The organism is Streptomyces auratus, assembly GCF_050433025.1.
GTDB lineage: Bacteria > Actinomycetota > Actinomycetes > Streptomycetales > Streptomycetaceae > Streptomyces > Streptomyces sioyaensis.
In genome coordinates, this window is record NZ_JBNGCB010000003.1 from 3,601,307 (window position 1) to 3,627,559 (window position 26,253).

The following is a 26,253-nucleotide window of genomic DNA, read 5'->3' on the forward strand; positions in this document are numbered from 1 at the left end:
GACCCGAAATGTGCGGGGGCCGAGGGGAGGGGCGGTGGGGCACCCCGCTCTTCTGCCGGCCGGACGGCGACTGAGCCCCTCCCCGCCGCGGCACAAGCATCCCGGGCCGTTCCCGGGCCCGCGCCCGGCCCGCGCTCGGCCCGCTCCCGGGAAGCGACGACGGACCATCCGTGATGTGATCGAAGGCAAGGCGAACCACACTCCTGAGGCAGGAGGAATCATGGCCAGCAAGCTGCGGGCGCGGGACATCATGTCCGGCGGAGCACACTGCGTGGGGGCACACGAGTCCTTGAAGGACGCGGCGAAGATGATGCGCGATCTGGACGTCGGCTGCCTGCCCATCTGCGGTGACAACAACAAGCTGACCGGGTTGATCACCGATCGTGACATCGTCGTCTCGTGTTGTGCCGAAGGGATCGACCCGGCGACGGTACAGGCCGGTTCGATGGGCGGACGGCTGCACTGGATCGACGCCGACGCGGACGCCAGCGAGGTGCTGAAGACCATGGAGCAGCAGCACATCAAGCGCCTGCCGGTGATCGATGTCAAGGGCGGCCACCAACTGGTGGGAATGATCACCGAGGCCGATCTCGCCAAGAACCTCAGCGACAAACAGATCGCGGAGTTCGCAAGCGCCGTCTACGCAACCGCCTGACCCCGGAACGGCTCCGTCCGTTCAGCACCGGCCAGGCGCGCTACCGGTACCGAGTCCGGCGGCGCGCTTGAGCCGGGCACGCTTGAGCCGGCACGTCTGAGCCGGGCAGGCCTGAGCCGGGCCGTCCGAGCCGGCCTGCCGCGTCCGGGTGCCGGCGTACCGCTTCCGGGCGGGACGGAGCCCGGTGTCCGCCCCATGGGCCGGTGTTGGGGACGGTGGCCCAACCGATTAGCCTGCGGTGATCAACATCGGATCGGAGCGCTGGGCGCATGCTCGGTTGCGCCCACACGAAAGGACTTGCTCCTGTGTCCATGCCCTCCCCACCGCAGGGCGGTTACGGCCCTTACGGACAGCCGGGCCAGGCCCCTTACGGACAGCCGGGCCCCTCCCCGTACGGCCCGCCGGGACAAGTCCCCTACGGGCAGCCGGCGCAGGCTCCGTACGGCGGGCCCGGGATGCCGCAGCAGGGCGGCTACCCCGGCGGTCAGCTGCCCGGCGGCCCCGTACCCGGGCCTCCCGGCGGCCGGCCGCCGCGGCAGGTGCGGATACCCGGCATCGTCCGTGCGCTCCTCGTCCTTGTGATCTTCGGCGGGGTGGCCACCTGGGTGGCGCTGCACCAGGACGAGTACAACGCCGAGAGCCGCAAGGGCCCCAAGGTCGATCCGCACAGCGCCGGTACGGCTCAGGTGGGCGACTGCCTGCGGCAGACCGGCGGCACGGACGAAGAGCCGATTCTCCGGACGGTCGGCTGTGCCGAGCCCGCGGCGAAGTACAAGGTCGTGAGGCGTGAACCGCACGCCGAATGCGGGCCCGGAGAGACCCGCTACCGGCAACTCGACGGCCACTACGAGACCTTGAACCTCTGCATGACGCGTGTCGGCGACAAGGCCGCGGCCTCCTAGGACGCCGGCAGCCGGAATGCCCTGGCTGGCCGGCGGGGGAGCCGGACCGTTTCCAGTGGGATTCCCCGCACGGCGAGAGCGCCTGACGGTGGCTCGTCCGTGACGGACGAGCCACCGTGCCGTGCAAAGGCGGAGCATCAACGGATTTCCCTCAACAGGCCGGGAAATGCCGGGGATTGCGGACCGTGCTCAGTGCCCCGCGGAACGCGGCAGGACCAGTCGCATGCCGGGGAAAATGAGGTGCGGATTCGCCCCGATCACCTTTCGGTTCAGCCGGTAGAATTCGCGCCAGTCGCATCCGTGCGCATACGCGAGGCCGCTCACCGTGTCCCCGGTATTGACGACGAGCGACCTGCCGGTACTCCGATGACTTCCGTCTTTGTGGCGCTTCTCATGGAGCTGCGGATGCCGTACCCGGCCGCGGGCCGGCGCACCGGCGTGCCGCTGCGGGGCGGCGTGCGCGGTGGTGGAGCGCGGCGCGCTGTGCCGGGTGGCCGAGTTGAGTCCTAGCGAGGCCGAGCAGGCCGGCCAGGCGCCCCAGCCCTGACGGGCCAGCACCCGTTCCGCGACCTGGATCTGCTGCGCCCGACTCGCCCGCGCCGCCCGTGACGCATAGGCGCCGCCGCCGAACGAGTGCCAGGTGGAGTGGGCGAGCTGCAGCCCTCCGGAGAAGCCGTTCCCCGTGTCGATACGCCAGTTCCCTCCGCTCTCGCACCCGGCGAGACGGTCCCAGGCGCCTCCCCGGGCCTCGGCCGGCGCTCCGGACGCGAGGTTCAGCACACCGGCCGCCAACAGGACGGCCGCCGCCGTGATGCCCCGGATCCGCTGGCCCCGAAATTCATTCCGGGCGGTCGATTCCGATGCCTGACGAAATTCCATGCGGGTACTCCCGTCGCCCGCCGCGCAGTTGCCTGGCGGCATTTCAGAAAACCCGGCGCCTTAACGGTGGGCGTGTTCGAACGATGCTCGAACCGCATTTCCGTACGGCGCCGTGAATTTGACGGGGAAGAGACAACCATGCCCCGACTTCCGCCCGGCAGAGCGCGCGGTAGCGCCATCGCCTTCCGCCCTGCACCCTTGCCGTCCGTCCGCGACCGTGCCTGCACACGGCGCACCTGATCAGACCGGCAGGGGCGCACCGTTCTTGCCCGAGGCGCATGACACCCACGAGCCCCGCGATCACCTGCCCGGCCCCGGGGTGTCCGCCGAGCGCATCCGGCGCACGTGTTGCATGCGCTGCGCAGGTCCGCATGCACCGCGCACGGGCGCCGGCGCGGTGCAACGACCCGTGTCGGCACGGTGCAACGGCCCGTGTCGGCCGGTACGGCGAGGTGCAGGGGCCGGCCGCACCCTGAAACGCGGCGGCCGGCCGCAGGAAACGCCTCCACCTGTATCTGCACCTGGCGGGGCTCCCAACAAAAGGGCGTATGTCTTTAAACCGCCACGAAATGGACAGGCGACCCACCCTGTGGTCCATTGGAAAGAAGTGTGTCTGCACACAGGAGGCAGCAGGGGAGGCAGCAGTGGCCGACGTGGAGGTGCTGGTCGTGGGGGCCGGGCCGGTCGGCCTGACGGCGGCCTGCGAACTGCGGCGCCGAGGGATCGGGTGCCGCATCGTCGACAGGCTCCCCGCGCGGCAGCCGTACGCCAAGGCGGTCGGCATCCAGCCCAGGACGCTGGAGATCTGGGACCGGATGGGGGTGGTCCGGGAGGTCCTGGCGGCCGCGGTGCCGCTGCGGGGACAGTTGCTCTACGTCAACGGCGCCCAGCAGGCGCGGATAGAACTGACGCTGCCGCCGGAGGTGCCGTACCGCTTCGCCGCGCTACCGCAGAACGACACCGAGCGGATCCTGGAGGAAGTGCTCGTGCGCGGCGGCGGCCGGGTCGAACGCGGCACCGAGCTGGTGGGCTTCGAGCAGGACGCGGACGAGGTCCGGGCCGAACTCGCGCTGCCCTCCGGCGCCCGGGAGCGGATCGGCGCCGGCTACCTCCTCGGGTGCGACGGCGCCCACAGCATCGTCCGCAAGGTTCTCGGGTTCGGCTTCGAGGGTGCCGCTCTCCCCGAGGAGTACATGCTGGGGGACGTCGAGGTCGACTGGGAACTGCCGCCCGGCTACGCGGTCCGGTCCATGCACCAGCGCGACGGGCACACCGACGACCTGCTGGTGTGCATTCCGCTGCCCGGCCGCAACCGCTACCGGATGTCCATGCTCGTCCCGCCCGAACTCTCCCGGGCTCAACTCCCCGGTGACGAGGGCGTGTTGCACGGCCTGGAGGGCGGCGGCCCCGCCCCCGGTCTGGAACACCTCCAGGCGGTCCTGGACCGGCTCGCCCCGCAGCCCGCCACCGCCTCCCGGCTCCGCTGGTCCTCGGTCTTCCGGATCAGCCACCGCCTGGTGGACCACTACGGCGCGCACCGGGTGTTCCTCGCGGGGGACGCCGCCCACATCCATCCGCCCACGGGCGCACAGGGCATGAACACCGGTATCCAGGACGCCTGCAACCTCGCCTGGAAGGTGGCCATGGCGGTGCGGTCGACGGCGAGTGCACAGCTCTTGCGGAGCTACGACGCGGAACGCCGCCCCGTGGGCGAGGAGGTGGTGCAGCGGACGGTGCGGCACGCCGCTGAGGGCGTCCAGGCGGATCCGGACGACCCGTCGACGGTGATCCGGCGCGAGGCCCAGCTGCTCGTCAACTACCGGGGCAGCCCGATCGTCGCGCCGGACCGGCCGCCGCACCAGGGCCCCGCACCCGGGGACCGGGCACCGGACTGCGGCGGTCTCCGCTTCGACCTCACCGCCTTCCCGTCCCGGCTGTTCGACCTCCTGCGCGGCCAGGAGCACACCGTGCTGCTCTATGCGGACCACCCGGAGCAACTGTTGCCGTACGGCGAGCTGGTGGCGTCGGCGCGGAGCGCGGCGCACGGGCAGCTGGACGCCTGGGTGATCGTGGCCCCGCACACCGCGACGGACGGCCTGCTGCTGCCCGTCGTCCGGGATGCGCTGGACGAGTTCCGGCAGAGCTACGGAGCAGCCGGCGGCGCGGGGTTCGTCATCCGCCCCGACGGCTACCTGGGGCTGCGCTCTTCGCAGGTGAGCGGTCCGGAGCTGGTGTCGTACCTCGCGGCGACCTTCCGGACGTGAGGGGCGCAGTGCCGCTCTCCCCGGCGGCGCGGCCGTGCGCCGGCGCCGTCGCCGACGGCTACTCGCTGACGGCGGCCTGCCAGGCCTCGACCATCAGCCGGCCCTCACCTTCGCGGTCCAGTGCCGTGAACGCCGCGTCGGCCTGGGTGGCCGAGTACCCCGCCGCCCGGTGCAGCGCGGCGAAGTCCTCCCGGCTGACCACGCCGTCCCCGTCGGTGTCGGCCAGCGCGATGGTCGCGGCGATCGACGGGCCCACGACGGAGCCGATGGCTCCCGACATGCCGGCGCGGGAGAACGCCTTGATGAACTGCTCCTGGCTCAGGCGTCCCGTACGGTCCACGTCGGCCAGGTCGGCGAGCTGCTCGAAGGTGTGGCGCATCCCCGCCTGCAGCGCCTGCGCCTTGGCCGAGTCCGCCGGCTCACCCACCGCGTCCGCCAGCACGCGGGCCCGCGCGGTGAAGTCCTGGGCGGTCAGATAGCCGTCGCCGTCGGTGTCGTACGTGGCGAAGCGCTGCTCGTACTCCGCGCGCAGGGCTTTGGGGATCATGGGCATTCCTTCCGGACGAGGTGCTCCTGGCGGAGCCTGAGCGGCGGCTCTTCGCGGGCGCCACGAAGAGCCGCCATGAGCACATTAAGTGGCCGACTTCTTGCGGAGGGTCATCAGTGGGTGTGTCCGGCGTGGCTCCCCGGGGGCCGGAGTCGGTCGGCGCCGTCCGAATAACTATTCGGTTCGGCCGCGGAAGATCACGTATGATCCCGAGCCAAAACGAATATCTGTCGCAGTCGCCCGCACAGGCGGATATTTCTCCGTCGTCTCGGACCAGGGTGGCTGCGCAGGGGGGAAGGAAACCCGATGAAGTCATCCCGTCTCCGGCATCGTCTCGCCGGTACCGCGGCCCTGACCGTCCTGGTCGGGGCCGGTGCGCTCGCGACCGCGCCGGCCGCGTCCGCCAAGGCCAACCTCATTGCGATCAACAAGGTCGCCCTGCGTGCCCCGGGCCTGCAGATGAAGGTCACCTACTCCTGCGACCCCGGCATGAACCATCAGCTGGTCGCCAACGTGTTCAATGCCTCGACCGTCCACAATGGCTCGGAAGCCGCCGGGACGATCAAGAAGGACAAGCTCATCTGCGACTACGCCGACCACACGGTGCAGGTGAACCTCCGGGTGGAGGTCGGTTCGTCCTTCGACAAGGGCGACAAGGTGAAGGCCGTCGTCTTCTACTTCGACGACGAGGGGTTCAGCTACGCGCGCCAGGAGACCGCCGCGGTGCTCTGAGTGAGCCGGCCCCCGGCGGACGGGACGCCCTCCCGTCCGCCGGCGGTACCACCTCCTGGAGCCCGGCAGTCTCCCGGGTCGAGGTCGACGGCGCGGCCCGTACCTGCCGGCCGGAGCGCAGGGTGGCAACAGCAGATATTTCGGGTCGGTCACGCCTGCAACCGACGGGTCGGGCAAACAGTCCTACGGGGCATGAAAAGACGACTGAACCTGCGCATGCGGCGGTCCGCTGCCGGTCGCCGGGTGGGCGCCGCGCTCGCCTTCACGGCGCTGACCGTTCCGCTGACGGTGGCCTTCGGCTCCACGGCCCAGGCCGCCACCGCGTCCTCGTGCACCGCGGCCCGCGGTCCCTACCAGAAGCAGGCCGAGAAGTTCCTCGGGCTTCCGGTGGACGGCCGGCAGTCGGCCGCGGACTGCCGGGCGATCCGTGCCTTCCAGACCAGCCACGGCATCACCCCGAACATCGGCTACGCGGGCCCCGTCACCTGGGGGGTGATGAGCCTGGTCGCGCAGCAGCAGGCGGCCGGGAACAACCCGAACAAGGCACAGAAGTGCCCCACCAACAAGGGGCGGATAGCCTGCGTCGACCTGACCCGCCAGCTCAGCTGGGTCCAGGACGGCTCGAAGCTGGTGTACGGGCCGGTGCCGGTCCGCAGTGGTCGCGACGGTTACGAGACCCGCACCGGCGCCAAGAAGATCTACTGGCGCAACCTGCACCACTATTCGACGATCTATCACGTGGCCATGCCCTACAGCCAGTTCTTCGACGGCGGCCAGGCATTCCACGCCATCAGCGGCAGCGTCTGGTCGGCACCCGGCTCGCACGGCTGCGTCAATATGCGCACCGGCGACGCCAAGAAGTACTGGTCGCTGCTGAAGAACGGTGACGACGTCTACGTCTACGGCCGTAAGCCCGGCACCTGATCCGACCCTGCACCGGGAGCGCCCGATGGCGGACAGCCACCGGGCGCCGTGCCCTCCGCACACCCGACCCGTCCCGTACGGCCGTGTCCTGCTCGGCCCGCTAGCGGGAGGCGCGGGAGGAGGGCAGCGCACAGGCCGCCGTGCCGCCCGGCAGCCGATGACGGTTGCGGGCGATCAGCCGGTACAGGCCGTGGGCCATCCAGCGCACCGGCGGGAGAGTGAGCAGCGCCCCCACGAGCGGCCACCCGCCGGACGCGCTCAGCAGCAGCTTCGCGACGGCCTGGGCGCCACCGTGCACCGCTCCGGCCGGCGTCACCCACAACACCTCGCGCTCCGCGCTCCGGGGCGTGACACCCAGCCGTGCGAGATCGGCGAACTGCCAGGGCGTGGCGGTACAGCGCGGACGCAGCCATCGTTCCGCGAATCGGACCGCGGACGTGCAAAAGGCACAGTCGCCGTCATAGACGAGTACGGGTTGCCGCTGCATTTCCCGTCCCCCTCGACCCCTCGCGCGGTCCGTAGCGATGTGTGCTGCCGACGACCATGGTATTCGCTGCGTTGCGCGAGGAATCGTGCGGCGTTGACGCGAGGGGCCGCCGCAGGGGGACGGCCGGTCAGTCGGCCAGCAGGTTGTACAGCGCCATCGGCGTCACATAGCCCGGCCAGCGGCCGTCGGCGAAGAGATGTACGCCGGCGTCCTCATGGCACTGGTCGACGAGCTGGGAGCAGATCATGTGCCGGGTGCTGGCGACATAGCGGCGCAGCCCCGGCAGGGGCAGACGGAAGCGGTGCGCGGCGATCGCCAGATAGTCGAGGAAGCTGTACGGCACCCCGGTGTAGCGGGTGGCCGCGGCGCAGATCGCGGCGCGCTGACGCTCGGTGAGCCGCTCCGGGCACACATAGCGCACGTCGGCACCGTCGTAGGTGTCGAGCGGCACGATGCGGGCCCCGCCCGGTTCGGCCTCCAGTAGCTGGTCGTCGGGCAGGACCAGAAAGGCGTGTTCGTAGTCGGCGAAGCCGTCTCCGTTGATCCATTGTCCGAAGCGGATCAACCGGCCTGTGATGCCGGATATTTGGGTGAGTCCGATGTCGCCGGGCAGGGGGTGGGTGTGCCTCATGAGCAGCTCCCGGGAGCCAAAGGGGGGTTCCCGGAGGTGATACCCGCTGGACCGTCAGGCGGACCGCACAGCGCAGTGGCGTGGCCGAATTCCGGTCGCTGCCGGGGCAGGGCAGATGGCGGAGGGGGAGGGGAATCGGACTCCCGGCGGGGTACTGGTCACCGGACCGGGATACGGCCCGCCGGAGGTCGGAGGGAACGAGCAGGAGGAGCGAGCGCACGATGGGCACCGGAGAGAGCGAGCACCCCCCGGCCGCGCGCCGGAACGCCTCCGCGCCGGCCGGCGGCGCCGGCCAACGGCCGCTGTCGGGCACCGTGGCCCTGGTGACCGGCGCCTCCAGCGGCATCGGTGCGGCCACCGCACTGGCGCTCGCCCGGGAAGGCTGCTCCGTCGCCCTGGTCGCCCGCCGTACCGAGCGGCTGGAGGAGCTCACCCGGTCCCTCGGCGCGCAGGGCAGTACGTCCCTGGCCGTGACCGCCGACCTCCGCGACGCGGCGCAGCCGGCCGAGGCGGTCGAGCAGGCCGTGGCGCACTTCGGGCGGTTGGACATCGTGGTCAACAACGCGGGCTTCGGCGTGCGCGGCCCGGTGGCGGAGAGCGATCCCGAGGACTGGGACCGGATGATCAACCTCAACGTCAGAGCGGTGCTGCGGATGTCCCGAGCCGCGCTCCCGCATCTGCTGCACGCGGCGAGTGCGGGGCCGCGCGGCGTGGCCGACCTGGTGAACGTCAGCTCGGTCGCGGGCCGGGTGCCCCGCAAGGACAACAGCGTCTACTCGGCCACCAAGCATGCCCTCTGCTCGTTCAGCGAGGCGCTGCGCCGGGAGGTGACCGGACGTCAGGTCCGGGTCGGGCTCGTCGAGCCGGGCATGACCCGGACGGAGATGACGCGCGGCGGCCAGGCCGCGTCGGCCCACGGTCTGCCGCCGGAGCGCTGGCTGCGGGCCGAGGACATCGCCCGCTCCCTCGCCTTCATGGTCACCCAGCCGGCGCATGTGGCGATCAATGAGATCATGGTGCGGCCGACCGCCCAGGAACACTGACCGCTCTGCCGTCTCCACGAGCCCTGCCGAGGAGAGCCCCGTGCGCCTGCTGATCGTCTCCGACACCCATCTCCCCACCCGCGCCAAGACGCTGCCGCCGCAGCTGCTCGACGAAGTGCCGCGCGCGGATGTCGTGGTGCATGCCGGTGACTGGGTCGATACCGCGACCCTGGACCTGCTGGAGGAGCGCGCCGCCCGGCTGATCGGGGTGTACGGCAACAACGACGGCCCCGAACTGCGCTCCCGGCTGCCCGAGGTGGCCTTCGCCGAACTGGCCGGAGTACAGCTGGGCGTGGTGCATGAAACGGGCCCGGCGCAGGGGCGGGAGCGCCGGTGCGCCGAACGGTTCCCCGGCCTCGACGTCCTGGTCTTCGGCCACAGTCACATCCCCTGGGACACCATGGCCGGCGAGCGGCTGCGCCTGCTGAACCCGGGCTCGCCGACCGACCGCCGCCGGCAGCCGTACTGCACCTACCTGACCGCGGAGATCGCCACGGGCCGGCTCACCGCGGTGGAGCTGCACCGTCTGCCGCACCGCACATGAGAGACGCCCGCCCGGGCGGTGACGCGTGCCCGGTCCGGGCCGCCCGCCCGGCTCCTCAGCGGCCGAGCAGGCTGCGGACGTAGGCGGCCTGGCCGGCGTGCTGCAGATCGTCGGCGATCACGCTGATCAGACGGACTCCCAGGGTGACGGGCGGGTTCCAGGCGCGGTCCACGACCCGCTTCATGTCCTTGTCGTCGATCCCGGCGAGGTACTGCACCGTGTTGTCGTGCACCGCGCCGTGATAGCCCGTCAACAACTCCCCGCTCAGATCCCGTACGGCGGCGACGTCCTTGGTGGAGTGGGCGAAGCCGGTGTCGTCGGCGGCGAAGGGGAGCCCGAAGCGGTCGTACCAGCCGTCCGACGTCCAGATCTGCTCGGTGCCGGCCACTCCGGCGAGGTGGTCGTCCTGGATCCTGGTGAGGTGCCAGACCAGCCAGCCGATGGAGTTGGCGTCGTCCTCGGGGCGGGTGCTGAGTTCGTCGGGGTCGAGCCCGGTGACCACGTCTTCGACGACCTCCCGGATCCGGCCGAAGGCATCGACGAGCAGGTCCGTGCTGGCGTTCATACAGGGCTCCTTTGCGGCGACGGAGGTCTGCGCGCGGACGGTCCGCGGCTGCCGGTACCGGTCGACCGATCCGTCGCGCTCCGGCGGCGGTCGCACACCCGGCGGGTCCCGGCCCCGGCAGCGCGACCATGGTCGCAAGCCGAGCGGAGGAATCGGCGGGGGCAGGCCGACGGGCGGCATTTTCCCCGGCGCACCGAACTCGTTCGGCCGGGGGCCGCATCCGGGGGGAGCCGCGGTGCGCCGCTCCTGTCAGGGAACGGCGGCGGGCGACCGCACCAGCAAACAGCGGTGCAGGAGCGGTCCGAGGAGGGTGATGACGGCGGCCAGCCCCGCCGCGACGATCAGGTCGGGGTGTGGCATCGAGTCCTCCAGCAGCCAACTGGCGCCGAGCGCGAGGACGACCAGGGCGATCTTCGCGGTGGCCAGCCGGACGAACGACAGCCGGTGGCGGTGTGCCGGACGCCGGGCGGCGCGGCGGCTGCGTGCGAGGTGCAGCAGCGGTGCGGCGACGAACAGGAGGACCAGCAGCTTCACGGCGTGTTCCCACAGCGGTGAGTCGTGGTTCCAGGCCCAGACGCCGCCCATGACGAGCCCGGCGACGAGGTAGAGCCCGGCGATGCTCCCCTTCCCGGGGCTCGGGGCGGGGGCGTCGGACGCCGCAGCGGTGCCGCTGGGCGGGATGGTGGCGCCGGTTCCGGCCGGGCCGTGCGGAGGGCGGCGCGCGGGCGTGGGCAAGGGGCCTCCGAGGGTCACTCGTACGAGGGCGCGGGTGGCGGTGCTTGTGACACCGGATCACTGGTCAGGGCGCGGGTGGCGGTGCTGGTGACACCGCATCCCCGTGCGTCGGTCGGGTGGAGCGCGTCAGCCGAGCGAGAGCGGGAGTCGGCTCAGCCCCCGCAGCGTGATGTGGTCCTTCCACTCGGGCTCGCCGGCCAGTCGCACCTGGGGAGCGCGCGCCAGCAGCATTCGCAGGGCGATCTGTGTTTCGAGGCGGGCGAGCGGAGCGCCCAGACAGAAGTGGATGCCCTGGCCGAAGGCGAGATGCCGCAGGGGCGTGCGGCCGATGTCCAGCCGCTCGGGGTGCTCGTACGCCGCGGGGTCGCGGTTCGCCGCACCGATCAGCAACAGAAGTGTGCTGCCCGCGGGGACCGGGACCCCGGCGACCTCGGCATCCTCCAGGGCGAAACGGACGGTGAGCTGGACCGGCGAGTCATAGCGCAGCAGCTCCTCGACCGCGTTGTCGGTCAGGGCCGGGTCACTGCGCAGCCGCGCCAACTGGTCGGGGTGGCGCAGCAGGGCGAGGGTCCCGTTGCCGATCAAGTTGACGGTGGTTTCATGACCGGCGATCAGCAGCAGGGTGCAGGTGGCCAGCAGCTCGTTCTCGCTCAGCACGTCGCCGTCGTCGTGCACGGTGACCAGGGCCGAGAGCAGGTCGTCGCCCGGTGCGCGGCGGCGCTCGACGACGAGTTCGCGCAGATAGTCGGTGAACTCGCGCCGCGCCTGCGCTTCCTGTTCGGCGGCACCGGGCGGCAGCAGGAAGTCCGGGACGAGGGCGCGCGCGACCGCATGGGACCAGGTCAGCATCCGGTGGCGGTCCTCCGTGGGAACGCCGAGCAGTTCGCTGATCACCGCCACCGGCAGGGGAGTGGCCAGGCCCTCGATGAGGTCGACGGGTCCTTGCGTGCGCTCCATGGCCGTGAACAGCTCAGCGGTGAGCTCCTCGATCCGCGGTGCGAGACGCTCGACCCGTCGCCGGGTGAAGGCCTGGGAGACCAGGGCCCGCATCCGGGTGTGGTCGGGCGGGTTCAGACCCAGGAAGCCGCGTACGGGACGGCCGTCGTCATCGACCAGCACCTCAAGGGACGGGCGACGGCCGGCGAACCGGGGATCGTCGGCCTCCGGGTGCCCGAACCGCCCGTCGCGCAGGACCGCGGCGCAGTCCTCGTACCGGGTGAGCACCATCAGCCGATCGTCGAGTCGCGCGAACGGCGCCTGCGCCCGCCAGCGGGAGTAGAGGGGGTAGGGGTCGGCCTGGTTCCGCGGGTCGAGCAGGTCCTGAAGTGACGGCAGGGCAGCCGTGGTGTCGACGTGGGTCATCGGTTCTCCTCGGGCCGGTCGGCGGCTTGGGGGGCGTCCGTGGCCGCGGGGTCGTCCGTGCTGTCGGGGCCCTGGGCGCCGGTGGCGGGGCCGCTCGCCGCGATACCGGCGAACAGCCACTGCATCGCCTGGCCCAGCAACTCGTCCGGCACGCTGGCCGGGTCGATCCGCCGCTGGCGCAGCAGCCCCTGGAAGAGCGCCATCGCGATCGTGGCCACCGCGTCGGCGGGCACGGCCGCGGGCGCCCCGATGTGCTCCAGCGCCTTGCCCATGAGGCTTTCCAGCTCGGCCCGGGGACCGCGCAGCTCCTCGGCCAGCGTCTCCATGAGTGGGGGGTTGCGCACCGCGTAGAGCCAGAATTCGGCCTGGAGCGGAGCGAAGTCGGGGTCCTTGTCGGCGGCGTTCGCCAGCAGCCGGCCGAGCGCCGGCACCGGATCGTCGCCGGCCTGTGCGTCGGCCACGATCCGGGTCGCCCGGGACACCTGCTCGCTCGCGCGCTCCTTGAGCAGCTCCACGAAGAGCCGCTCCTTGCTGCCGAAGTTCGAGTACACCGCCCCGATGGAGAATCCCGCCGCCTCGGCGATCTCCTCGACGGAGGCACCGGCGAACCCCTTACGGGCATACGTCCGCGCCGCCGCGTCGAGCAGCAGCCGCCGGGTGCGGGCCTTGGTCTCCGCTCTCGTCGGGCGGCGCTTCGGGGTGTGGTCGGCATCCGGGCTCATGTCTTCCACAGTAGAGATAGTGATTGCTATGTCAATAGTGAGCGCTATGTGAGCACCGGCTACTGCGGGCTCCGGCGGTTTCGCTGCACACCGTGCGGCCGGTGGTGCGCGCGGATTCGTTCGGTGCGGGCGGCCGCGGAAACGGCAACGCCGCGGGTGACAGCACGGCTGTCACCCGCGGCGCGGTGCGGCGGTACGGCCCGGCGGACCGGTGCCGTCGCGGCGGCTCAGTCCTCCTCGGGGCCGACCATGGCGGCCAGCACGGCACGCCAGTCCTCGCCCGGCTGCGCGACCAGGGACGGGGCCAGCCGCGCGGCGTGGTAGTGCCAGCGGTGGTCCAGGTCCGGGTGGACCTCGTCGGTGTCACGGATCTCGCTGCCGCTGCGGAGCAGTGCGGTCAGTTCGGTGGCGAGGTCCCGCCAGGCGAGATGTCCGCTGACGGCGTTGGCGACACCGTGCACGGGGGCGTCCAGGCAGGAGACCACGGCCCGGGCCAGCGCCGCGGCGTGCACCCAGGCCGCGCCGTACCAGGCGTGGCCGCCGGTGCCCGGCCGCGGCAGGGCGATCGGCCGGCCCTCCCGCGCGGCTTGGTAGAGCAGACCGGTGGCGCCCCAGCGCAATTGGTCCCGCAGCCGCTGGTGCGCTCCCCACACCAGAGGGGAGCGGACGGCGCTCGCCCCGCCCCGGCCCTCGGCCCCGGCGGCCCGCAGCAGCAGCCCCTCGCAGTCGGCCTTCGCCTGGCCGTACCCGCTCAGCGGCCCGCGCGGGGCGGATTCCTCCGCCACCCACTCGCCCTCGGGATGCCCATAGGCGTCCACGCTGCTGACGAAGACGAACGGGCCGCGCGACCAGGCGCCGATCATCGCCGCCATCGCCGTCACATCGACCTCGGGCCGGGTGAAGGTGCAAGCCGCGTGGATCACCGCATCGGCGCTGTCCACGGCCTTGCGCAGACCGTCCAGGTCGGTGAGATCGCCCTCGATGACGTCCACCCCCTGCGCGGCGACCAGGTGCGCGGATTCGGGACGGGCCAGCGCCAGCACCGGGCGTCCCCGGGCGGCCAGTTCGCGCAGCACGAACGCGCCGACCCCGCCGGTGCCACCGGTGACCAGGACCGTGCCCTCGCGGGCGCGCCGCGGGCGGGAGGGGGCGGCCGTGGGCGCGGCGGCACGCTCCGCCTCGCGCGCGTCCAGCAGGGCGGTGACCGCGCGCGGGGTACGGGCCTGGAGGATGTCCAGGCCGGTCAGCGGCAACTTCAGCGCCTGACGCAGCCGTTCGGCGAGCTGCACGGCGATCAGCGAGTGGCCGCCGAGCAGGAAGAAGTCGTCGTCCGGACCGGGCGCCTGACCCAGCAGCGCGGCGAAGCCCTCGGTCACGGCCTCGGCGCGCTCGCCTTCCGGCGCGGGAGCCGACGGCATGCCCGGCAGCCGGGACACCTGGACCGTGCCGGCGGCCGTACGCGGCATGGCATCCAGCAGGGTCACCGCGGCGGGCACCAAGTCCCGGGCCAGTGCCGCGCGCAGGTGGGAGCGCAGCACGGCCGGTGCGGGGCCGCCGATCTCCCGCAACACGGCGTACGCCAGCAGCGGGCCGCCCGCCGGTTCGACCACCACGGCCTCGGCCACCTCGGGGTGCGCCCGCAGCAGCGCCTCGGCCGGATGCCCGCCGGCCTCGCCACGGCGCGCCGGCGGCTCACCGGGCAGCCGGGACAGCCGCAGGCCCGGGTCGGCGGCGACCGCGGTGAGCAGGGCGGCGTAGTGCGTGCCGAGAGCGGCCGCGGCCTCCTCGTCCAGCGCGGTCCGGCTGTACTGGACGAGGCCGGCCGGCTCGGCGCCGTCCACCAGGCCGAAGGACAGGTCGAACTTGGCTTCCCCGGCGCTGACCTCGACGTACTCGCCCTCGATGCCCGGCAGTTGCAGGGTGGTGGGTGCGCCCAGGACATCCGCGGTCACCCGGACCAGCGGGGTCCCGTCGGCGTCGCGTGCGGTGGCGCCGAGCCGTTCCAGGATGAGGTCGAAGGGCACCTCGCGGCCCTGCTGGGCGTCGAGCAGCGCGTCCCGTACACGTGCCACGAGCGCGGTGAAGGACGGGTCGCCGGCGGTGTTCACGCGGACCGGGAGGGTGTTGACGCAGAGCCCGACCAGGCCGCGCATGTCCGCGCCCTGCCGGTGCGTGCCGGCCACGCCGATCACCAGGTCGTCCCGGCCGGTGAAGCGGTGCAGGGCGGCGAAGGCCCCGGCGAGTGCCACGGTGAACAGGGTGGCCCGGTGGTCCTGGCCGAGTGCGCGCAGGGCGGCCGGCACCTGAGGGTCGAGCGGGACGGTGCGGGTGCCGGCCGGCCGGGCGCCGGTGTCGGCGGCCGGCTGCGCGGGGCGCGGCAGCGGCAGGGGGGAGGCGCCGTCGAGGCGCTCGGCCCAGTGGCTCAGCCCCTGTGCCAGCCGGCCGGCGGCCGCCTGCTCGCGCCGGGCGAAGTCCGCGTACTGCGGGGGCGGCGACGGCAGACCGGCGGCCGAGCCCTCGGCAGCGGCCGCGTAGAGCACGCTCAGTTCCCCGGCCACCGTCTCCAACGACGGTCCGTCGATGGAGATGTGATGGAACGTCAGCATGACGGTGTGGTCCTGCGGCCCGTGTCGCAGGACCAGGGCGCGCGGGACCGGGCCGGCGGCGAGGTCGAACGGGCGGTGCGCCTCCTCGGCCAGCAGCGCGGGCGCGCCCGCCTCGTCCGTCGCCACGACGTGCAGCGCGAGCGCTTCCGGTGCCGGCAGCACCTCCTGGTACGGCTCACCGTCCTGCTGCCCGTAGCGGGTCCGCAGAATCTCGTGGCGGCGTACCAGTGCGGTCAGCGCGGCGGCCAGCGCGTCCAGATCGAGCGGGCCGCGCAGCCGGGTGGCGAAGGGCACGCCGTACGAGGCGCGGTCCCGGCCGAGCCGGTCCATCAGCCACATCCGGCGCTGGGCATGCGAGAGCGGCGTCGGACCCTGGTGGACGGCCTCGTCGGCGGGAGCGGGGCGGGCGGTGCGGGAGCGCGCCCGGCGCAGCAGCTCCTCCTGGAGCGCCGCAGCGGTGGGGGAATCAGTGGCCATCGGTGTCCTCCGGGGCGCCGGGGTGCAGATCGCTGTGGGCGGCGAGCAGCGCGCGCTCGACCAGCGCGGCATGCCCCGCCACCGTTGGGGCGGCGAAGAAGTCGGCGAGCGTCAGCTCCACGCCGAGGTCCTCGCGGAGGTCGTCGGTGACGGCCAGCGCGAGCAGGGAATGACCGCCCAGCGCGAGGAAGTCGGCGTCCGCGCGGGCGACTTCACGGCCCAGCGACCGGCTCCAGATCTCGGCGACGGCCTGCTCCAGCGGACTCAGCGGCCCGGCCGGGGCCTCGGCCCCGCCGTCGGCGACGAGATCCGTCAGCGCGCGCCGGTCGACCTTGCCGGAGGGGGTGAGCGGCAGCGCCTCGACGAGCTGGATGTCGTCCGGGACCAGATGGGCCGGCAGGACGGCGGTGAGCGCCTCGCGCAGGGCGCCGGGGCGCGGCACCGGGCCGGGCGCGGCCACCACGAACGCGGCCAGCCGGGCGTCGTCGGGCGAGGGGTGGTGCACGGTGACGGCCGCGTCCGCCACCTCCGGCCGCTCCCGCAGGGCGTGTTCGATCTCGCCCGGCTCGATCCGGAAGCCGCGGATCTTCACCTGGTCGTCGGTGCGCCCGTGGAAGTCGAGGATGCCGTCCGGCCGCAGCGAGACGAGGTCGCCGGTGCGGTAGCACCGTCCCCACTCGGGCAGGTCGCAAAAGCGCTCGGCGGTCAGCTCCGGCTGCCCGGTGTAGCCCCGGGCCAGCCGGCTGCCGCCGATCCACAGCTCCCCGCGGGCACCGTCCACGACCGGCCGACCGGCGTCGTCGAGCACATGCACCCTCGCCCCGGCGATCGGCCGGCCGATGGGAATCTGGCCGTGGCAGTCGGCGTCGGTGACGCGGTGCGCCGTGGTGAACGTCGCCGCCTCCGTCGGGCCGTAGCCGTTGACCAGTTCCAGCCAGGGGAAGGCCCGCAGTACCTCGCCGGCGTGGTGCGCGGACAGCGCCTCGCCGCCCACGATCACCGACCGCAGCAGCGAGAAGATCCGGGAGCGCCGGCCGGCCAGCTGGTGGAACAGCGCGGTGGTGAAGAAGGCGACGGTGACGCCGTGGCGCTCCACGTGCCGCGCCAGGTCCTCCAGCGACGGCCGTTCGGTGGTGCAGACCACCACGGCGGCGCCGTTGGCCAGCGCGCCCCACACCTCGAAGGTCGAGGCGTCGAAGGTCATCGGCGAGTGGAAGAGCACCCGGTCGCGGGCGGTGAGGGTGAGGTACGCCGGATCCAGGACCAGTTCGGCGATCGCGCGGTGCGGGACGGCCACGCCCTTGGGGCGGCCGGTGGAGCCCGAGGTGAACATGGTGAACGCCGTGGCGTCCGGACCGAGTTCGGCCGCGGCGAGGGCATCGCCGCCGAGCAGCGGTTCACCGGGCAGCACCAGGGTGGCACCGGCGGGCGCCGCGGACTCCAGGAGCTTGCGGTCACCGACGGTCAGCGTGGCACCCGCGTCGGCGGTCAGCGCCTCCGAACGGGCCCGCGGATGGGCCGGATCGAGCGGAACGCACCCGGCGCCCGCCCACCACAGCGCGAGCTGGGCGACCACGGTGCGGGCGGAGCGGGGCAGCAGCAGCGCCACGGTGTCACCGGGGCGCACGCCGTGCTCGTGCAGATGGGCGGCGAGCGCCCGGGCCGACGCGACGAGCTGCGCATAGGTCAGCGTGCTGTCGCCGTCCGCCACGGCCAGGGCGTGCGGGGTCCGTTCGGCGTGCCAGGCCACCAGGGCCGCCAGTCCGGCCGCGGGCGCGGGCCGGCCGGCCGCCGGGACGGTCCCGGTGCGGTCACCGGACGGGGTGCGCTCGTGCGGCAGGGTGCCTTCGGTGAGCACGGGGCCCTCCTTCGGGGCGTCGGGGGAGTACGGGGTGCGGGCGGTCATCTCAGGCTCCCGCCGCCTGCTGCCGGGCGCGGCGCTCGTCGATGAGCCGCGCCACCGCGCGCAGGTCCGGCTGGCGGAGCAGTTCGGGGGCGCGCAGCCGTACCCCGCTCTCCTTCTCGATGACGGTCAGCAGCCGGGCGGCGATGATCGACGTGCCGCCGGCCTCGGTGAAGTTGTCCGTCAGCGAGGTCTCGGGACGGGCCAGCAGATCGCGCACGGCGATCAGCAGAAGCTGTTCGCCGGGGGTGGCGCCGGCGTCCGGTGCGGCGGGGGCGGCGCCGGTGTCCGGACGGGCGTCGGCCGCCGCCTGCCGGGTCAGCTCGGCGCGGTCCACCTTGCCGTTGGCGTCCAGGGGGAAGGCGTCCACGATCCGTACGTCCGAGGGCACGGCCTGTTCGGGCAGCCAGGCCCGCAGGGCGGGCAGCAGGGACTCCGCCGTGGGGGCGGCACCGGCGGCCGGCCGGACGTACGCCACCAGCCGGGTGCGGCCGTCGGCGGTACGCGGCGCGGTGACGACGGCGCTCAGGACCGCCGGGTCCTGCTCGAACGCGGCCGCCACCTCCGCCGGTTCGATCCGGACACCGCTGATCTTGACCTGGTCGTCCAGCCGGCCGAGGAACTCCAGCTGCCCGCCGTCGACCATCCGCACCCGGTCCCCGGTGCGGTACAACCGCTCCACGCCCGGCAGATCGAGGCTCTCGGGCACCGCGGTGAAGCGGCGCGCGGTCAGTTCGGGATCCAGATAGCCCAGTGCCAGACCGCTGCCGCCGAGGCGGAGTTCGCCCTCCGTGCCCTGCGGGACCGGCCGGCCGTCGGCGTCGGTGACGACCACGGTCACGCCCGGGAGGGGGCGCCCGATCGGCGGCGCGGAATCCGTGCCCGCCCCGGGGTCGGTGCCCTGCATGGTGTACACGGTGGAGGCCACGGTGGCCTCGGCCGGCCCGTAGGCATTGTGGACGGTGGCGGTCACATCCGCGCCGGGCCGGCGGTGCATCCGGTCACCGCCCACCATCAGATGACGCAGCTTCAGGCCCGCGGGCCAGGGCCGCTCCAGCAGCGGCTCGGCCATCGGGGTGGCCGCGACACCCACCGTCACCCCGGCCTCGCGCCACCAGTCGGCCAGCACCATCGGGTCCCAGCGGACCTCGTCCGGAGCGGGGACCAGCGCCGCCCCGGAGGTCAGCCCGGCCCACAGCTCCATCAGATGGGGGTCGAACGCGACGCCGATCAGCAGGGAATGCCGGTCCCCGGGGACGAGACCGGTCGTGGTGCGGTACCAGTCCAGGAGCGTGCCGAGCGCCGGCTCGCCGACCGCCACCGCCTTGGGACGGCCGGTGGAGCCGGAGGTCAGCACGGCGTAGAACGCCTCGGGGGGCCCGGAACGGGCCGGCCCGGAGGGCGCGGCGAAGGCCGCCACGACCCGGGCGGCCGCATTGGCGCCCGTGTCGGGCAGCGCCAGGTCCCGCAGCTCGGCCGACCGGTGCCGGGGCGGCAGGAAGGCGGGGTCGCCGATCAGAGCGACGACGTTCAGGTCGTCGGTGACGGCGGCGGTACGGCGCTCACCGGGCCGGGGGCCGAGCGGCAGATACACGGCACCGAGCCGGGCGAGCGCGACGGCGGTCACCACGAGGGCGGCCGAACGGTCGAGGCAGACGCCGACCAGGTCCCCGGGCCGTACCCGGTCGCGCAGCGCGGCCGCGACCTCGTCGGCGGCGGCGCCGATCTGTCCGTACGTCCAGCGGTGCGGCCCGTCGACCACCGCGGGCGCCTGCGGGGTGCGCCGGGCCCACTCCTCGAAGCGGGCGAGCACCCCCATGTCGGCCCCGGTGGCGGGCGCGGAGCCGCGGGCGATGCTGAGCGGCCGGCCGTCCGGGGTGTGCGGGGCGGTGGCCGGGGCGGTCATCGGCTGGGTCATCGGGACTCCGTCACGGGGGTCGAAGCGGCGGAAGCGGGGACGGCGGCGGTGCCGACGGCGCGCAGCGCACGGGCCTGGTCGGCCAGCACCGGGTTCTGGAAGAGCAGCCGCAGCGGCGGCCGCTTGCCCAGCCGCGGTTCGAGCCAGGCGGCCAGCTCCGCGGCGAGCAGCGAATGGCCGCCGGCCCGGAAGAAGTCCGAGGACTCGTCGAAGCGGTGGTGGCCCAGCGCCGCGAACCAGCCCTCGGCCAGCAGTGCCGTCAACGGATCGGCCGGCACCTGAGGTTGCCCGCCGTCGCTCGCCACGGCGGGCGCGGCCGGCTCCAGCGCGGAGGCCCGGCGGGTGAGCGCGGTGCGGTCCGGTTTGCCGCCCGCCAGCCTCGGCATGGTGTCCAGCACGGCCCAGCGCCCCGGTACCAGGGCGCTCGGCAGCCGGCTGCTCAGCTCCGTGTGCAGCGCCTGCTCGTCCCACGGGGCACGCTCGTCGGCGCTCTCCAGGAAGCCGACCAGCCGGGGCCCGCCCGCGGCCTCGCGGTCCAGCACCACGGCGCAGGACCGGCCGCCGAGCACGGCAGAGGCGGCCGCCTCGACCTCCTCTAGCTCGATGCGGTAACCCCGCAGCTTGATCTGGTGGTCCCGGCGGCCCAGGAAGTACAGCAGCCCGTCGCGGCCGCGGTAGCCGAGGTCACCGGTGAGGTAGACCCGCTCGCCGCCGAGGGCCTCGACGGGGACGAACCGCGCGGCGGTGGCCTCGGGGTTGCCGACGTACCCCTCGGCCAACCCCGCGCCGGCGATGGCCAGTTCACCGACCGCGCCGTCGGGCAGCGGCCGGTGGTGGGCGTCCAGGACATGGATCCGCTCGCCGGGCAGTTCGGTGCCCAGCGGGATCTCCGCCCCGTCGACGAGGCCCTCCCGGGTGATCTCGTGGACGGTGGAGCTGATGGCAGCTTCCGTGACGCCGTAGACGTTGAACACGGTGCTGTCGGTGTCCGCCAGGAACGCGCGCAGCACATCCGCCGGGAGCCGTTCCCCGCCGAGCACCAGCAGCCGCGGCGCCCACTGGCCCTCGCGCAGGGCGGGGCGCAGCTCCTCGCGGGTGGCGAGGAAGTAACTGGTCGGCAGATTGGCGACGGTGACCCGGGCGGCGACCAGGAGGGCGGCCAGCTCGGCGCCGGTCGGTACCTCACGGTCGGGGGCGACCAGACACGCCCCGGCGTACAGCGTCGGCAGCACCTCTTCGAGTGCCACGTCGAACGACGGCTGGGCGAAGAGCAGCACCCGGTCGCCCGACGCCAGCCCGAACCGCCCGGCCGCTCCGGTCAGATGGTTCTCCAGCGCCGCCCGGCCCACGGCGACGGGCTTGGGTATGCCGGTCGAACCGGAAGTGTGAATGAGGTACGCGGCACCGGGCACCACCTCCGCCGCACGGGCCGTCGGCAGCACCTCGGCGTCGACCGTGGCCGTCGGCAGGCCGTCCGGCACGGTGACCGGGGCCTGGGCCGAGGTCAGGACCAGCGCCGGAGCCAGCCGGCTCAGCAGCAGCTCCAGCCGGGCCGGCGGGTCGGACGGCGACAGCGGGCAGTACACCGCCCGGGTCCGCAGACAGGCCAGCAGCGTCACGACGGAGTCGGCGCCGCGCGGCAGCACCGAGGCCACCGGCTGCCCTGCGGTCACTCCGGCCGCCCGCATCCGCTCCGCGAGCGAGGTCACCCGCTCGTCGAGGTCGCCGTACGTGAGCCGGCGGGCGCCGGTCAACAGCGCGGGCAGGGACGGGTCATGGGCGGCGGAGGGGTCCAGCGGGTCGTGCGCCGACATCTGCGGCGCGGGTGCCGGAAGGGCCGGCGGTACGGGCGGCAGCGCCAGGTCCGCGAGGGCCGTCCCGGGCGCGTCGAGATACGCCCGCAGCAGCCCCAGGAACCGTCCGGCGAGCAGCTTCGCCACGTCCTCGCCGAACATGTCGGCGTCGTAGTCCCACACCAGCGTCATCCCCGGCGCACCGTGCCGGGGACCGACGCCGCGCCGGTCGTCCGGCAGCAGCACCACGTCCAGGTCGAACCGGGTGGTGCCGGTGTTGAAGCCCTCGAACAGGGTGATGTCCAGGCCGGGGACCTCGATCTCCGGCAGCTCGGCGTCGTGCGCGCTGAACATGACGCTGAACAGGGGGTTGTCGGCGCCCGAGGTGTGCAGGCCGAGCGCGCGGGTCAGCTCCTGGATCGGCACCTCCTGGTGCGGCAGCGCACGGAAGAGGGTGTCGGTCACCTCGTCCATGGACTCCTCGGCCGGGGCGGCCGGGTCCAGCCGGAGCGGGAGCGGGATGGTGTTGACGAACATGCCCACCGCGTCCTCGAAACCGCGCGGGCGGTTGCCGACCGCGGTGCCCACCACCATCTGGGCACGGCCGCTGTGCCGGCGCAGCAGCTCGGCGAAGAGCCCGAGGAGCGTGGCGAACGGCGTCAGACCACGGTCACGGGCGTGCGCCCGCAGCCGCTCGGCCAGATCCGCACCGATCGACTGCCGCAGCTGCCCGCCGTGGTGGCGGCGCCGGGAGCCCGGCCGGGTCAGACCGGGCAGCGGCATGTCATAGGACAGCTCGCGCAGTTCACCGGTCCAGAACTCCAGCCCGTCGCGCCGCTCCGCGCTCACCTCGTCGGCGGACCGGGCACGGACGTGGTCGGCGTACGAGGACGCGGGCGGCAGCTGCACCGGCTCGCCCAGGACGTGGCCCCGGTAGACGGTGAACACGTCCCGCAGCAGGATCGCGAACGAGTGCCCGTCGTGGATCAGATGGTGTTCGACGTGGATGAGCCGGTGCCGGTCGTCCCCCAGCCGGACCAGCGTCCAGCGCAGCAGCGGTGCCTCGTAGGTGTCGAGCGGGGTCTCCGCCTCGGTGCGCAGCAGCTCCTGGAAGGCGGTCTCCGGGTCCGCCGCCCCGCTCAGGTCCACCGTACGCAGCCGCGGGGCACAGCTCTCGGCGACCCGCTGACCCGGCATCGCCCCGGCGACGGCGACGAGTTCCAGCCGCAGCCCGGCGTGCCGGTCGAGTGTGGCGGCAAGACCGCGGCGCAGCGCTTCGGCGTCGAGCGTGCCCCACAGATCGAGGGCGGCGGTGAAGTTGTAGGCGCGGCTGCCCGGTTGCACCTGCTCGTGCAGCCAGACGATCTCCTGCGAGGAGGAGAGCGGAAGCATGGGCGATCCCTGAGGTTGTCGGGTCGGTGTTCTCCGGCCGGGGCTTGGTCGGGCCCGGCCTGTGTGCGCGGATCGGGCCGCGGGTTGCGCGACGGGTCCGGCGGAGTGGGGTGGCGAAGGAGGGGCGGGGCCCCGGGGCGGATCAGCCGGCCGTCGGGGCCGGACTCCGCAGTGCGTCGGCGAGTGCCGCGAAGGCCTGCTCGGCGGTGGGATCGGGGAGGATCGCGCGGTCCCACACCATGCGCAGCCGCAGCTCGGCTCCCTGGGTGACGGAGACCGCGAACGGGCCGCGTACCGCTCTGCCGTCGATATGGATCTCACGGCCCGTCACTCCGCCCAGGCACAGCGGGGGATGGCGCCGGGAGTCGTCCACGGTGAGCAGGCCGTCGAGCCGGCCGCTCCAGCCGGAGCCGGCCGCCCGGGCGGCGTGCACCACGGCGTCGAAGGGGGTGGCGGCCTGGTCCAGGTCGTCCCACCAGGCATCGGCCGTCGCACTCGCGCCCGGCTGCTGCCCGGTCGCGGTGGGGAAGACCACGGTGTTCAGGAAGCAGCCCAGCACCGGCGCGGCGCCGGGCGGCCGGCCGCCCCACGGATAGCCGACCGGTACCACATGGCCGCTTCCGTACAGGGCCGTCGCGGCCGCCCGGCAGGCGTCGAGCAGTGCGGGGAACGGCACCCCGTCGGCGGATGCGGGCAGCCGCACGGCGGCCGAGCCGCTCGGCAGCGTGCCGGCGGGCAGCGGCGCCGACTGCGGCGCCGGGGACTGTTCGCGCACCGCGCGCAGCCGTTCGCCCCAGTACGCCATCGCCTCCGGCGAGCCCGCGCGCTCCTCCGCGGCGAGCTGGAGCAGAACGGCGTCCCGGTAGGCGGTCAGTTCGGCCGCGGCCTCGGCGGGCGAGGGGCCCTCGGCACCGGTGCCCTGCTCGTAGGCGGCGCCGAGCTCTCCGGCCAGCCGGGCCAACGACTGCCCGTCGCAGGCGAGATGGTCCAGGACCACGGCGAGCACCTCCTCGGTGCCTTCCGGGCCGTCCGGCACCAGGAACAGCCGCAGCGGTGCGCCCGGTGCGCTCCACCCTTCAAGGGCGCGCCGCAGCACGGTGGCCGCATCCTCGCCGGGCGCACACGCGAGCCGGACCACGGGGATCCGCGGCTGCTCCAGACGCAGCGCGGGGGTGCCGCGCACCACGGTGGGCAGCGACCGCAGCACGGGGTGCAGCGCGGCGAGACGGTTCGCGGCCGCCGCGAGGCGCTCCGGGTCCACCGTGCCGCGCGGGAAGGCGAAGAACATCGGCACGAGATCCGGCCGCCCGGCGGGGTCCATGGCACGCACCAGCGCAAAGCGACGCTGGGCACCTGTGACGGGCAGCAGAACGGGAGCCCCCTCCCCGGTGTCGAGTCGCCGGAAGCGGGCCAGATACTGGCTCGTGATGCTGGGCACCGTGATCCTCTGTGTCGTGGCGGACGCGCATCGCGGGAGCGCGATGCGGGTGGAACGGCCGTGCAAGGGGGGAGGGGGAGAGAGCGAGCCGGCGTCGGCGGTCAGCCGAGCGAGGCGGCTTCGGGCGCGTCCGCGGAGCCGGGACGGGCGGTGTCCTCGTCCGGTCCGGTGGCGGGCAGGTCCCGCATCCGGCGCAGCGGGGAGAGCAGCAGCGGCAGCGGGACGGCCAGGAAGCCGGCCGCACACCACGCCAGCGCCGTACGGGCGCCGAAGGCATCGGCCAGCGCACCGCCGGCCAGGGCCCCGAGCGGCAGGGTGCCCCACATCAGGAACCGCAGGGTGGCGTTCATCCGGCCGAGCAGCCGGGGCGGGCACAGGGCCTGACGGAAGCTCACCTGCGCGACGTTGTAGACCACGGCGCCGAAGAAGACCACGCCGGAGCCGATCGCGAAGAGCACGGCTCCCGCACCCCGCCCGGACAGCGGCCACAGCACCGCGAACGGGCCGGTGACCAGCGCGGACAGCCAGATGAGCCGGGCCTGGCCGAGCCGGGCGGCGAGCCGGCCCGCGCACAGCGCGCCGGCCAGCCCGCCCAGCGCGGAGGCGGACAGCACCAGACCGACCACCCCGGGCGCCAGCCCGAGCACCCGGACCAGGAAGACGGACTGGGTGGCCATCAGCGTGGCGGTGAAGAAGTTTCCCAGCCCGGTGGTGAACGCGATCACCCGCAGCAGGGAGTGCCCGAAGACGAACCGCAGCCCCTCGCCGATGTCCTTGCGCAGCGAGGCACCCGGTACGGGCCGGGGGCGGTCCTCGGGCTGCCGGATGGCCCACAGGAACAGCGCGGAGAGCGCATAGCCGGCCGCGTCGGCGGCGATGGCCAGGGCGGCCCCGAGCAGCTGGACGAGACCGCCGCCGAGCCCGGGGCCCGCCACCTGTGCCGTGGAGCGGATCGTCTCCAGCGCCCCGTTGCCCGAGACCAGTTGGTCCTTGGGCAGCAGCTGGGGCAGGTAGCTCTGGTGGGCCACGTCGAAGAACACCGTGGCCACGCCGGTGACCAGGGCGACGAGGTAGAGCTGCGCCATCGTCAGCACACCGGCGACGCCGGCCAGCGGGATGCTGGCCATCGCCACGGCGCGCACCACATCGGCCCGGATCATCAGCGGCAGCTTGCGCATCCGGTCGACCCACGCTCCTGCCGGCAGCCCGACCAGCAGGAATGCGGCGGTCTCGGCGGCCGTGAGCAACCCCACCTGGAAGGCGGGGGCGTTGAGCTGCAGCACCGCGACGAGCGGCAGGGCGACCAGGGTGACCTGGGCGCCGAGCTGTCCGGCCGCGGCGCCGGCGAGCAGAAGACGGAAGTCGCGGATGCGCAGCGGACCGCTGGCCGCGGGTCGGGGTATGGCGGACATGCGAAGGACCATGGCTGAACGGTCGATCAGGGGTCAAAACCCGATGCACACTTTCGGTCGCATTTCTTTACGAACTCGCTACCAAGACAGAAAATTCTTCATCAGATCCTGGCGTCGACCGGATGACCTTTCTGAATCGCACCCATCGTGAGGTGCGATCTTGTCGCGCTCGCCGGGCGCACCGGAGGGGTCGCATACAGAGAGTGACCTGTCGAAATCCGACCGAAAACCGTCGCCGATGTCCGCTTATTGACCGAAGCAGTCGGTTCATCCGCTATGGCGTCCGACGCGGCAACCGCCTGATGTGAGGCCCGACGCAGGC

Annotated in this window: 21 protein-coding genes; 7 read left to right on the forward strand and 14 right to left on the reverse strand. The window is 73.4% G+C overall.

Going from position 1 to position 26,253, the window contains the following annotated elements; genetic code table 11:
- Window positions 1-220 precede the first annotated feature (220 nt).
- Together BKA18_RS35370 and BKA18_RS35375 are read left to right on the forward strand one after the other, a co-directional pair.
- Complete coding sequence (locus tag BKA18_RS35370) at window positions 221-655, forward strand: CBS domain-containing protein (RefSeq protein WP_006607942.1); 435 nt, start codon at window positions 221-223, stop codon at window positions 653-655.
- 311 nt (window positions 656-966) lie between these two features.
- On the forward strand, window positions 967-1,557 hold the full coding sequence (locus BKA18_RS35375) for an LppU/SCO3897 family protein (RefSeq protein WP_429638792.1): 591 nt from the start codon (window positions 967-969) through the stop codon (window positions 1,555-1,557).
- 189 nt (window positions 1,558-1,746) lie between these two features.
- On the opposite strand, the gene BKA18_RS35380 is transcribed toward BKA18_RS35375, so the two are convergent.
- Window positions 1,747-2,436 (reverse strand): transglycosylase family protein, encoded by a 690-nt coding sequence (locus tag BKA18_RS35380; protein WP_366044978.1) that lies wholly within the window; start codon window positions 2,434-2,436, stop codon window positions 1,747-1,749.
- 644 nt (window positions 2,437-3,080) lie between these two features.
- Between BKA18_RS35380 and BKA18_RS35385 the strand changes: the two genes are divergently transcribed.
- Window positions 3,081-4,700: an FAD-dependent monooxygenase gene (locus BKA18_RS35385; protein WP_366044979.1), complete on the forward strand. Its 1,620-nt coding sequence runs from the start codon at window positions 3,081-3,083 to the stop codon at window positions 4,698-4,700.
- Window positions 4,701-4,758: 58 nt separating this feature from the next.
- Here BKA18_RS35385 and BKA18_RS35390 read toward each other — a convergent pair whose 3' ends face one another.
- On the reverse strand, window positions 4,759-5,247 hold the full coding sequence (locus BKA18_RS35390; protein WP_366044980.1) for an EF-hand domain-containing protein: 489 nt from the start codon (window positions 5,245-5,247) through the stop codon (window positions 4,759-4,761).
- 306 nt (window positions 5,248-5,553) lie between these two features.
- Here BKA18_RS35390 and BKA18_RS35395 point away from each other — a divergent pair, with 306 nt between their 5' ends.
- Together BKA18_RS35395 and BKA18_RS35400 are read left to right on the forward strand one after the other, a co-directional pair.
- A complete protein-coding gene (locus tag BKA18_RS35395) occupies window positions 5,554-5,979 on the forward strand; it encodes a hypothetical protein (protein WP_366044981.1) in 426 nt (141 codons plus the stop codon).
- A 192-nt stretch (window positions 5,980-6,171) separates the two neighbouring features.
- A complete protein-coding gene (locus tag BKA18_RS35400; protein WP_366044982.1) occupies window positions 6,172-6,903 on the forward strand; it encodes a L,D-transpeptidase family protein in 732 nt (243 codons plus the stop codon).
- A gap of 100 nt (window positions 6,904-7,003) precedes the next feature.
- Here the strand turns inward: BKA18_RS35400 and BKA18_RS35405 are convergent, their stop codons facing one another.
- Both BKA18_RS35405 and BKA18_RS35410 read right to left on the reverse strand, forming a co-directional pair.
- Entirely contained in the window at window positions 7,004-7,390 is a 387-nt protein-coding gene (locus BKA18_RS35405; RefSeq protein ID WP_366044983.1) for a thiol-disulfide oxidoreductase DCC family protein, read from the reverse strand.
- Between the two features lie 127 nt (window positions 7,391-7,517).
- A complete protein-coding gene (locus tag BKA18_RS35410; protein ID WP_366044984.1) occupies window positions 7,518-8,021 on the reverse strand; it encodes a C40 family peptidase in 504 nt (167 codons plus the stop codon).
- Between the two features lie 221 nt (window positions 8,022-8,242).
- On the opposite strand from BKA18_RS35410, the gene BKA18_RS35415 reads away from it, so the two are divergent.
- The gene (locus tag BKA18_RS35415; RefSeq protein ID WP_366044985.1) at window positions 8,243-9,064 is read left to right on the forward strand and encodes an SDR family oxidoreductase; all 822 of its coding nucleotides are present in this window, start codon (window positions 8,243-8,245) and stop codon (window positions 9,062-9,064) included.
- A 40-nt stretch (window positions 9,065-9,104) separates the two neighbouring features.
- Window positions 9,105-9,608, forward strand: a complete 504-nt coding sequence (locus BKA18_RS35420; protein WP_366044986.1) for a metallophosphoesterase family protein — start codon at window positions 9,105-9,107, stop codon at window positions 9,606-9,608.
- A gap of 55 nt (window positions 9,609-9,663) precedes the next feature.
- Here BKA18_RS35420 and BKA18_RS35425 read toward each other — a convergent pair whose 3' ends face one another.
- The 10 genes from BKA18_RS35425 to BKA18_RS35470 form a co-directional block, all read right to left on the reverse strand.
- Window positions 9,664-10,173, reverse strand: coding sequence for a mycothiol transferase (locus BKA18_RS35425; protein WP_366044987.1), 510 nt, complete (start codon window positions 10,171-10,173; stop codon window positions 9,664-9,666).
- Between the two features lie 249 nt (window positions 10,174-10,422).
- The gene (locus BKA18_RS35430) at window positions 10,423-10,908 is read right to left on the reverse strand and encodes a hypothetical protein (protein ID WP_366044988.1); all 486 of its coding nucleotides are present in this window, start codon (window positions 10,906-10,908) and stop codon (window positions 10,423-10,425) included.
- 126 nt (window positions 10,909-11,034) lie between these two features.
- Window positions 11,035-12,270: a cytochrome P450 gene (locus BKA18_RS35435; RefSeq protein ID WP_366044989.1), complete on the reverse strand. Its 1,236-nt coding sequence runs from the start codon at window positions 12,268-12,270 to the stop codon at window positions 11,035-11,037.
- Window positions 12,267-12,992, reverse strand: coding sequence for a TetR/AcrR family transcriptional regulator (locus BKA18_RS35440; RefSeq protein ID WP_366044990.1), 726 nt, complete (start codon window positions 12,990-12,992; stop codon window positions 12,267-12,269). Before BKA18_RS35440 ends, BKA18_RS35435 begins: the two co-directional genes overlap by 4 nt.
- Before the next feature lie 227 nt (window positions 12,993-13,219).
- A complete protein-coding gene (locus tag BKA18_RS35445) occupies window positions 13,220-16,075 on the reverse strand; it encodes a condensation domain-containing protein (protein ID WP_366044991.1) in 2,856 nt (951 codons plus the stop codon).
- Window positions 16,065-17,981: an amino acid adenylation domain-containing protein gene (locus tag BKA18_RS35450; RefSeq protein ID WP_366044992.1), complete on the reverse strand. Its 1,917-nt coding sequence runs from the start codon at window positions 17,979-17,981 to the stop codon at window positions 16,065-16,067. Before BKA18_RS35450 ends, BKA18_RS35445 begins: the two co-directional genes overlap by 11 nt.
- A 1-nt stretch (window position 17,982) precedes the next feature.
- The gene (locus BKA18_RS35455; RefSeq protein ID WP_366044993.1) at window positions 17,983-19,896 is read right to left on the reverse strand and encodes a non-ribosomal peptide synthetase; all 1,914 of its coding nucleotides are present in this window, start codon (window positions 19,894-19,896) and stop codon (window positions 17,983-17,985) included.
- Entirely contained in the window at window positions 19,893-23,081 is a 3,189-nt protein-coding gene (locus tag BKA18_RS35460) for a non-ribosomal peptide synthetase (RefSeq protein WP_366044994.1), read from the reverse strand. The genes BKA18_RS35455 and BKA18_RS35460 overlap by 4 nt, the downstream gene beginning before the upstream one ends.
- A 142-nt stretch (window positions 23,082-23,223) precedes the next feature.
- Complete coding sequence (locus BKA18_RS35465; RefSeq protein ID WP_366044995.1) at window positions 23,224-24,519, reverse strand: condensation domain-containing protein; 1,296 nt, start codon at window positions 24,517-24,519, stop codon at window positions 23,224-23,226.
- Window positions 24,520-24,620: 101 nt separating this feature from the next.
- Entirely contained in the window at window positions 24,621-25,931 is a 1,311-nt protein-coding gene (locus tag BKA18_RS35470) for an MFS transporter (RefSeq protein ID WP_366044996.1), read from the reverse strand.
- Window positions 25,932-26,253 lie beyond the last annotated feature (322 nt).

What these genes read in the sequence shown, in the direction of transcription:
- BKA18_RS35395 (WP_366044981.1), top strand. Translation starts at nt 5,554, where the DNA reads ATGAAGTCATCCCGTCTCCGGCATCGTCTCGCCGGTACCGCGGCCCTG.
- BKA18_RS35370 (WP_006607942.1), top strand. Translation starts at nt 221, where the DNA reads ATGGCCAGCAAGCTGCGGGCGCGGGACATCATGTCCGGCGGAGCACAC.
- BKA18_RS35445 (WP_366044991.1), bottom strand. Translation starts at nt 16,075, where the DNA reads ATGGCCACTGATTCCCCCACCGCTGCGGCGCTCCAGGAGGAGCTGCTG.
- BKA18_RS35425 (WP_366044987.1), bottom strand. Translation starts at nt 10,173, where the DNA reads ATGAACGCCAGCACGGACCTGCTCGTCGATGCCTTCGGCCGGATCCGG.
- BKA18_RS35390 (WP_366044980.1), bottom strand. Translation starts at nt 5,247, where the DNA reads ATGATCCCCAAAGCCCTGCGCGCGGAGTACGAGCAGCGCTTCGCCACG.
- BKA18_RS35440 (WP_366044990.1), bottom strand. Translation starts at nt 12,992, where the DNA reads ATGAGCCCGGATGCCGACCACACCCCGAAGCGCCGCCCGACGAGAGCG.
- BKA18_RS35380 (WP_366044978.1), bottom strand. Translation starts at nt 2,436, where the DNA reads ATGGAATTTCGTCAGGCATCGGAATCGACCGCCCGGAATGAATTTCGG.
- BKA18_RS35470 (WP_366044996.1), bottom strand. Translation starts at nt 25,931, where the DNA reads ATGTCCGCCATACCCCGACCCGCGGCCAGCGGTCCGCTGCGCATCCGC.
- BKA18_RS35410 (WP_366044984.1), bottom strand. Translation starts at nt 8,021, where the DNA reads ATGAGGCACACCCACCCCCTGCCCGGCGACATCGGACTCACCCAAATA.
- BKA18_RS35415 (WP_366044985.1), top strand. Translation starts at nt 8,243, where the DNA reads ATGGGCACCGGAGAGAGCGAGCACCCCCCGGCCGCGCGCCGGAACGCC.
- BKA18_RS35455 (WP_366044993.1), bottom strand. Translation starts at nt 19,896, where the DNA reads ATGACCCAGCCGATGACCGCCCCGGCCACCGCCCCGCACACCCCGGAC.
- BKA18_RS35435 (WP_366044989.1), bottom strand. Translation starts at nt 12,270, where the DNA reads ATGACCCACGTCGACACCACGGCTGCCCTGCCGTCACTTCAGGACCTG.
- BKA18_RS35375 (WP_429638792.1), top strand. Translation starts at nt 967, where the DNA reads ATGCCCTCCCCACCGCAGGGCGGTTACGGCCCTTACGGACAGCCGGGC.
- BKA18_RS35405 (WP_366044983.1), bottom strand. Translation starts at nt 7,390, where the DNA reads ATGCAGCGGCAACCCGTACTCGTCTATGACGGCGACTGTGCCTTTTGC.
- BKA18_RS35450 (WP_366044992.1), bottom strand. Translation starts at nt 17,981, where the DNA reads ATGACCGCCCGCACCCCGTACTCCCCCGACGCCCCGAAGGAGGGCCCC.
- BKA18_RS35460 (WP_366044994.1), bottom strand. Translation starts at nt 23,081, where the DNA reads ATGCTTCCGCTCTCCTCCTCGCAGGAGATCGTCTGGCTGCACGAGCAG.
- BKA18_RS35400 (WP_366044982.1), top strand. Translation starts at nt 6,172, where the DNA reads ATGAAAAGACGACTGAACCTGCGCATGCGGCGGTCCGCTGCCGGTCGC.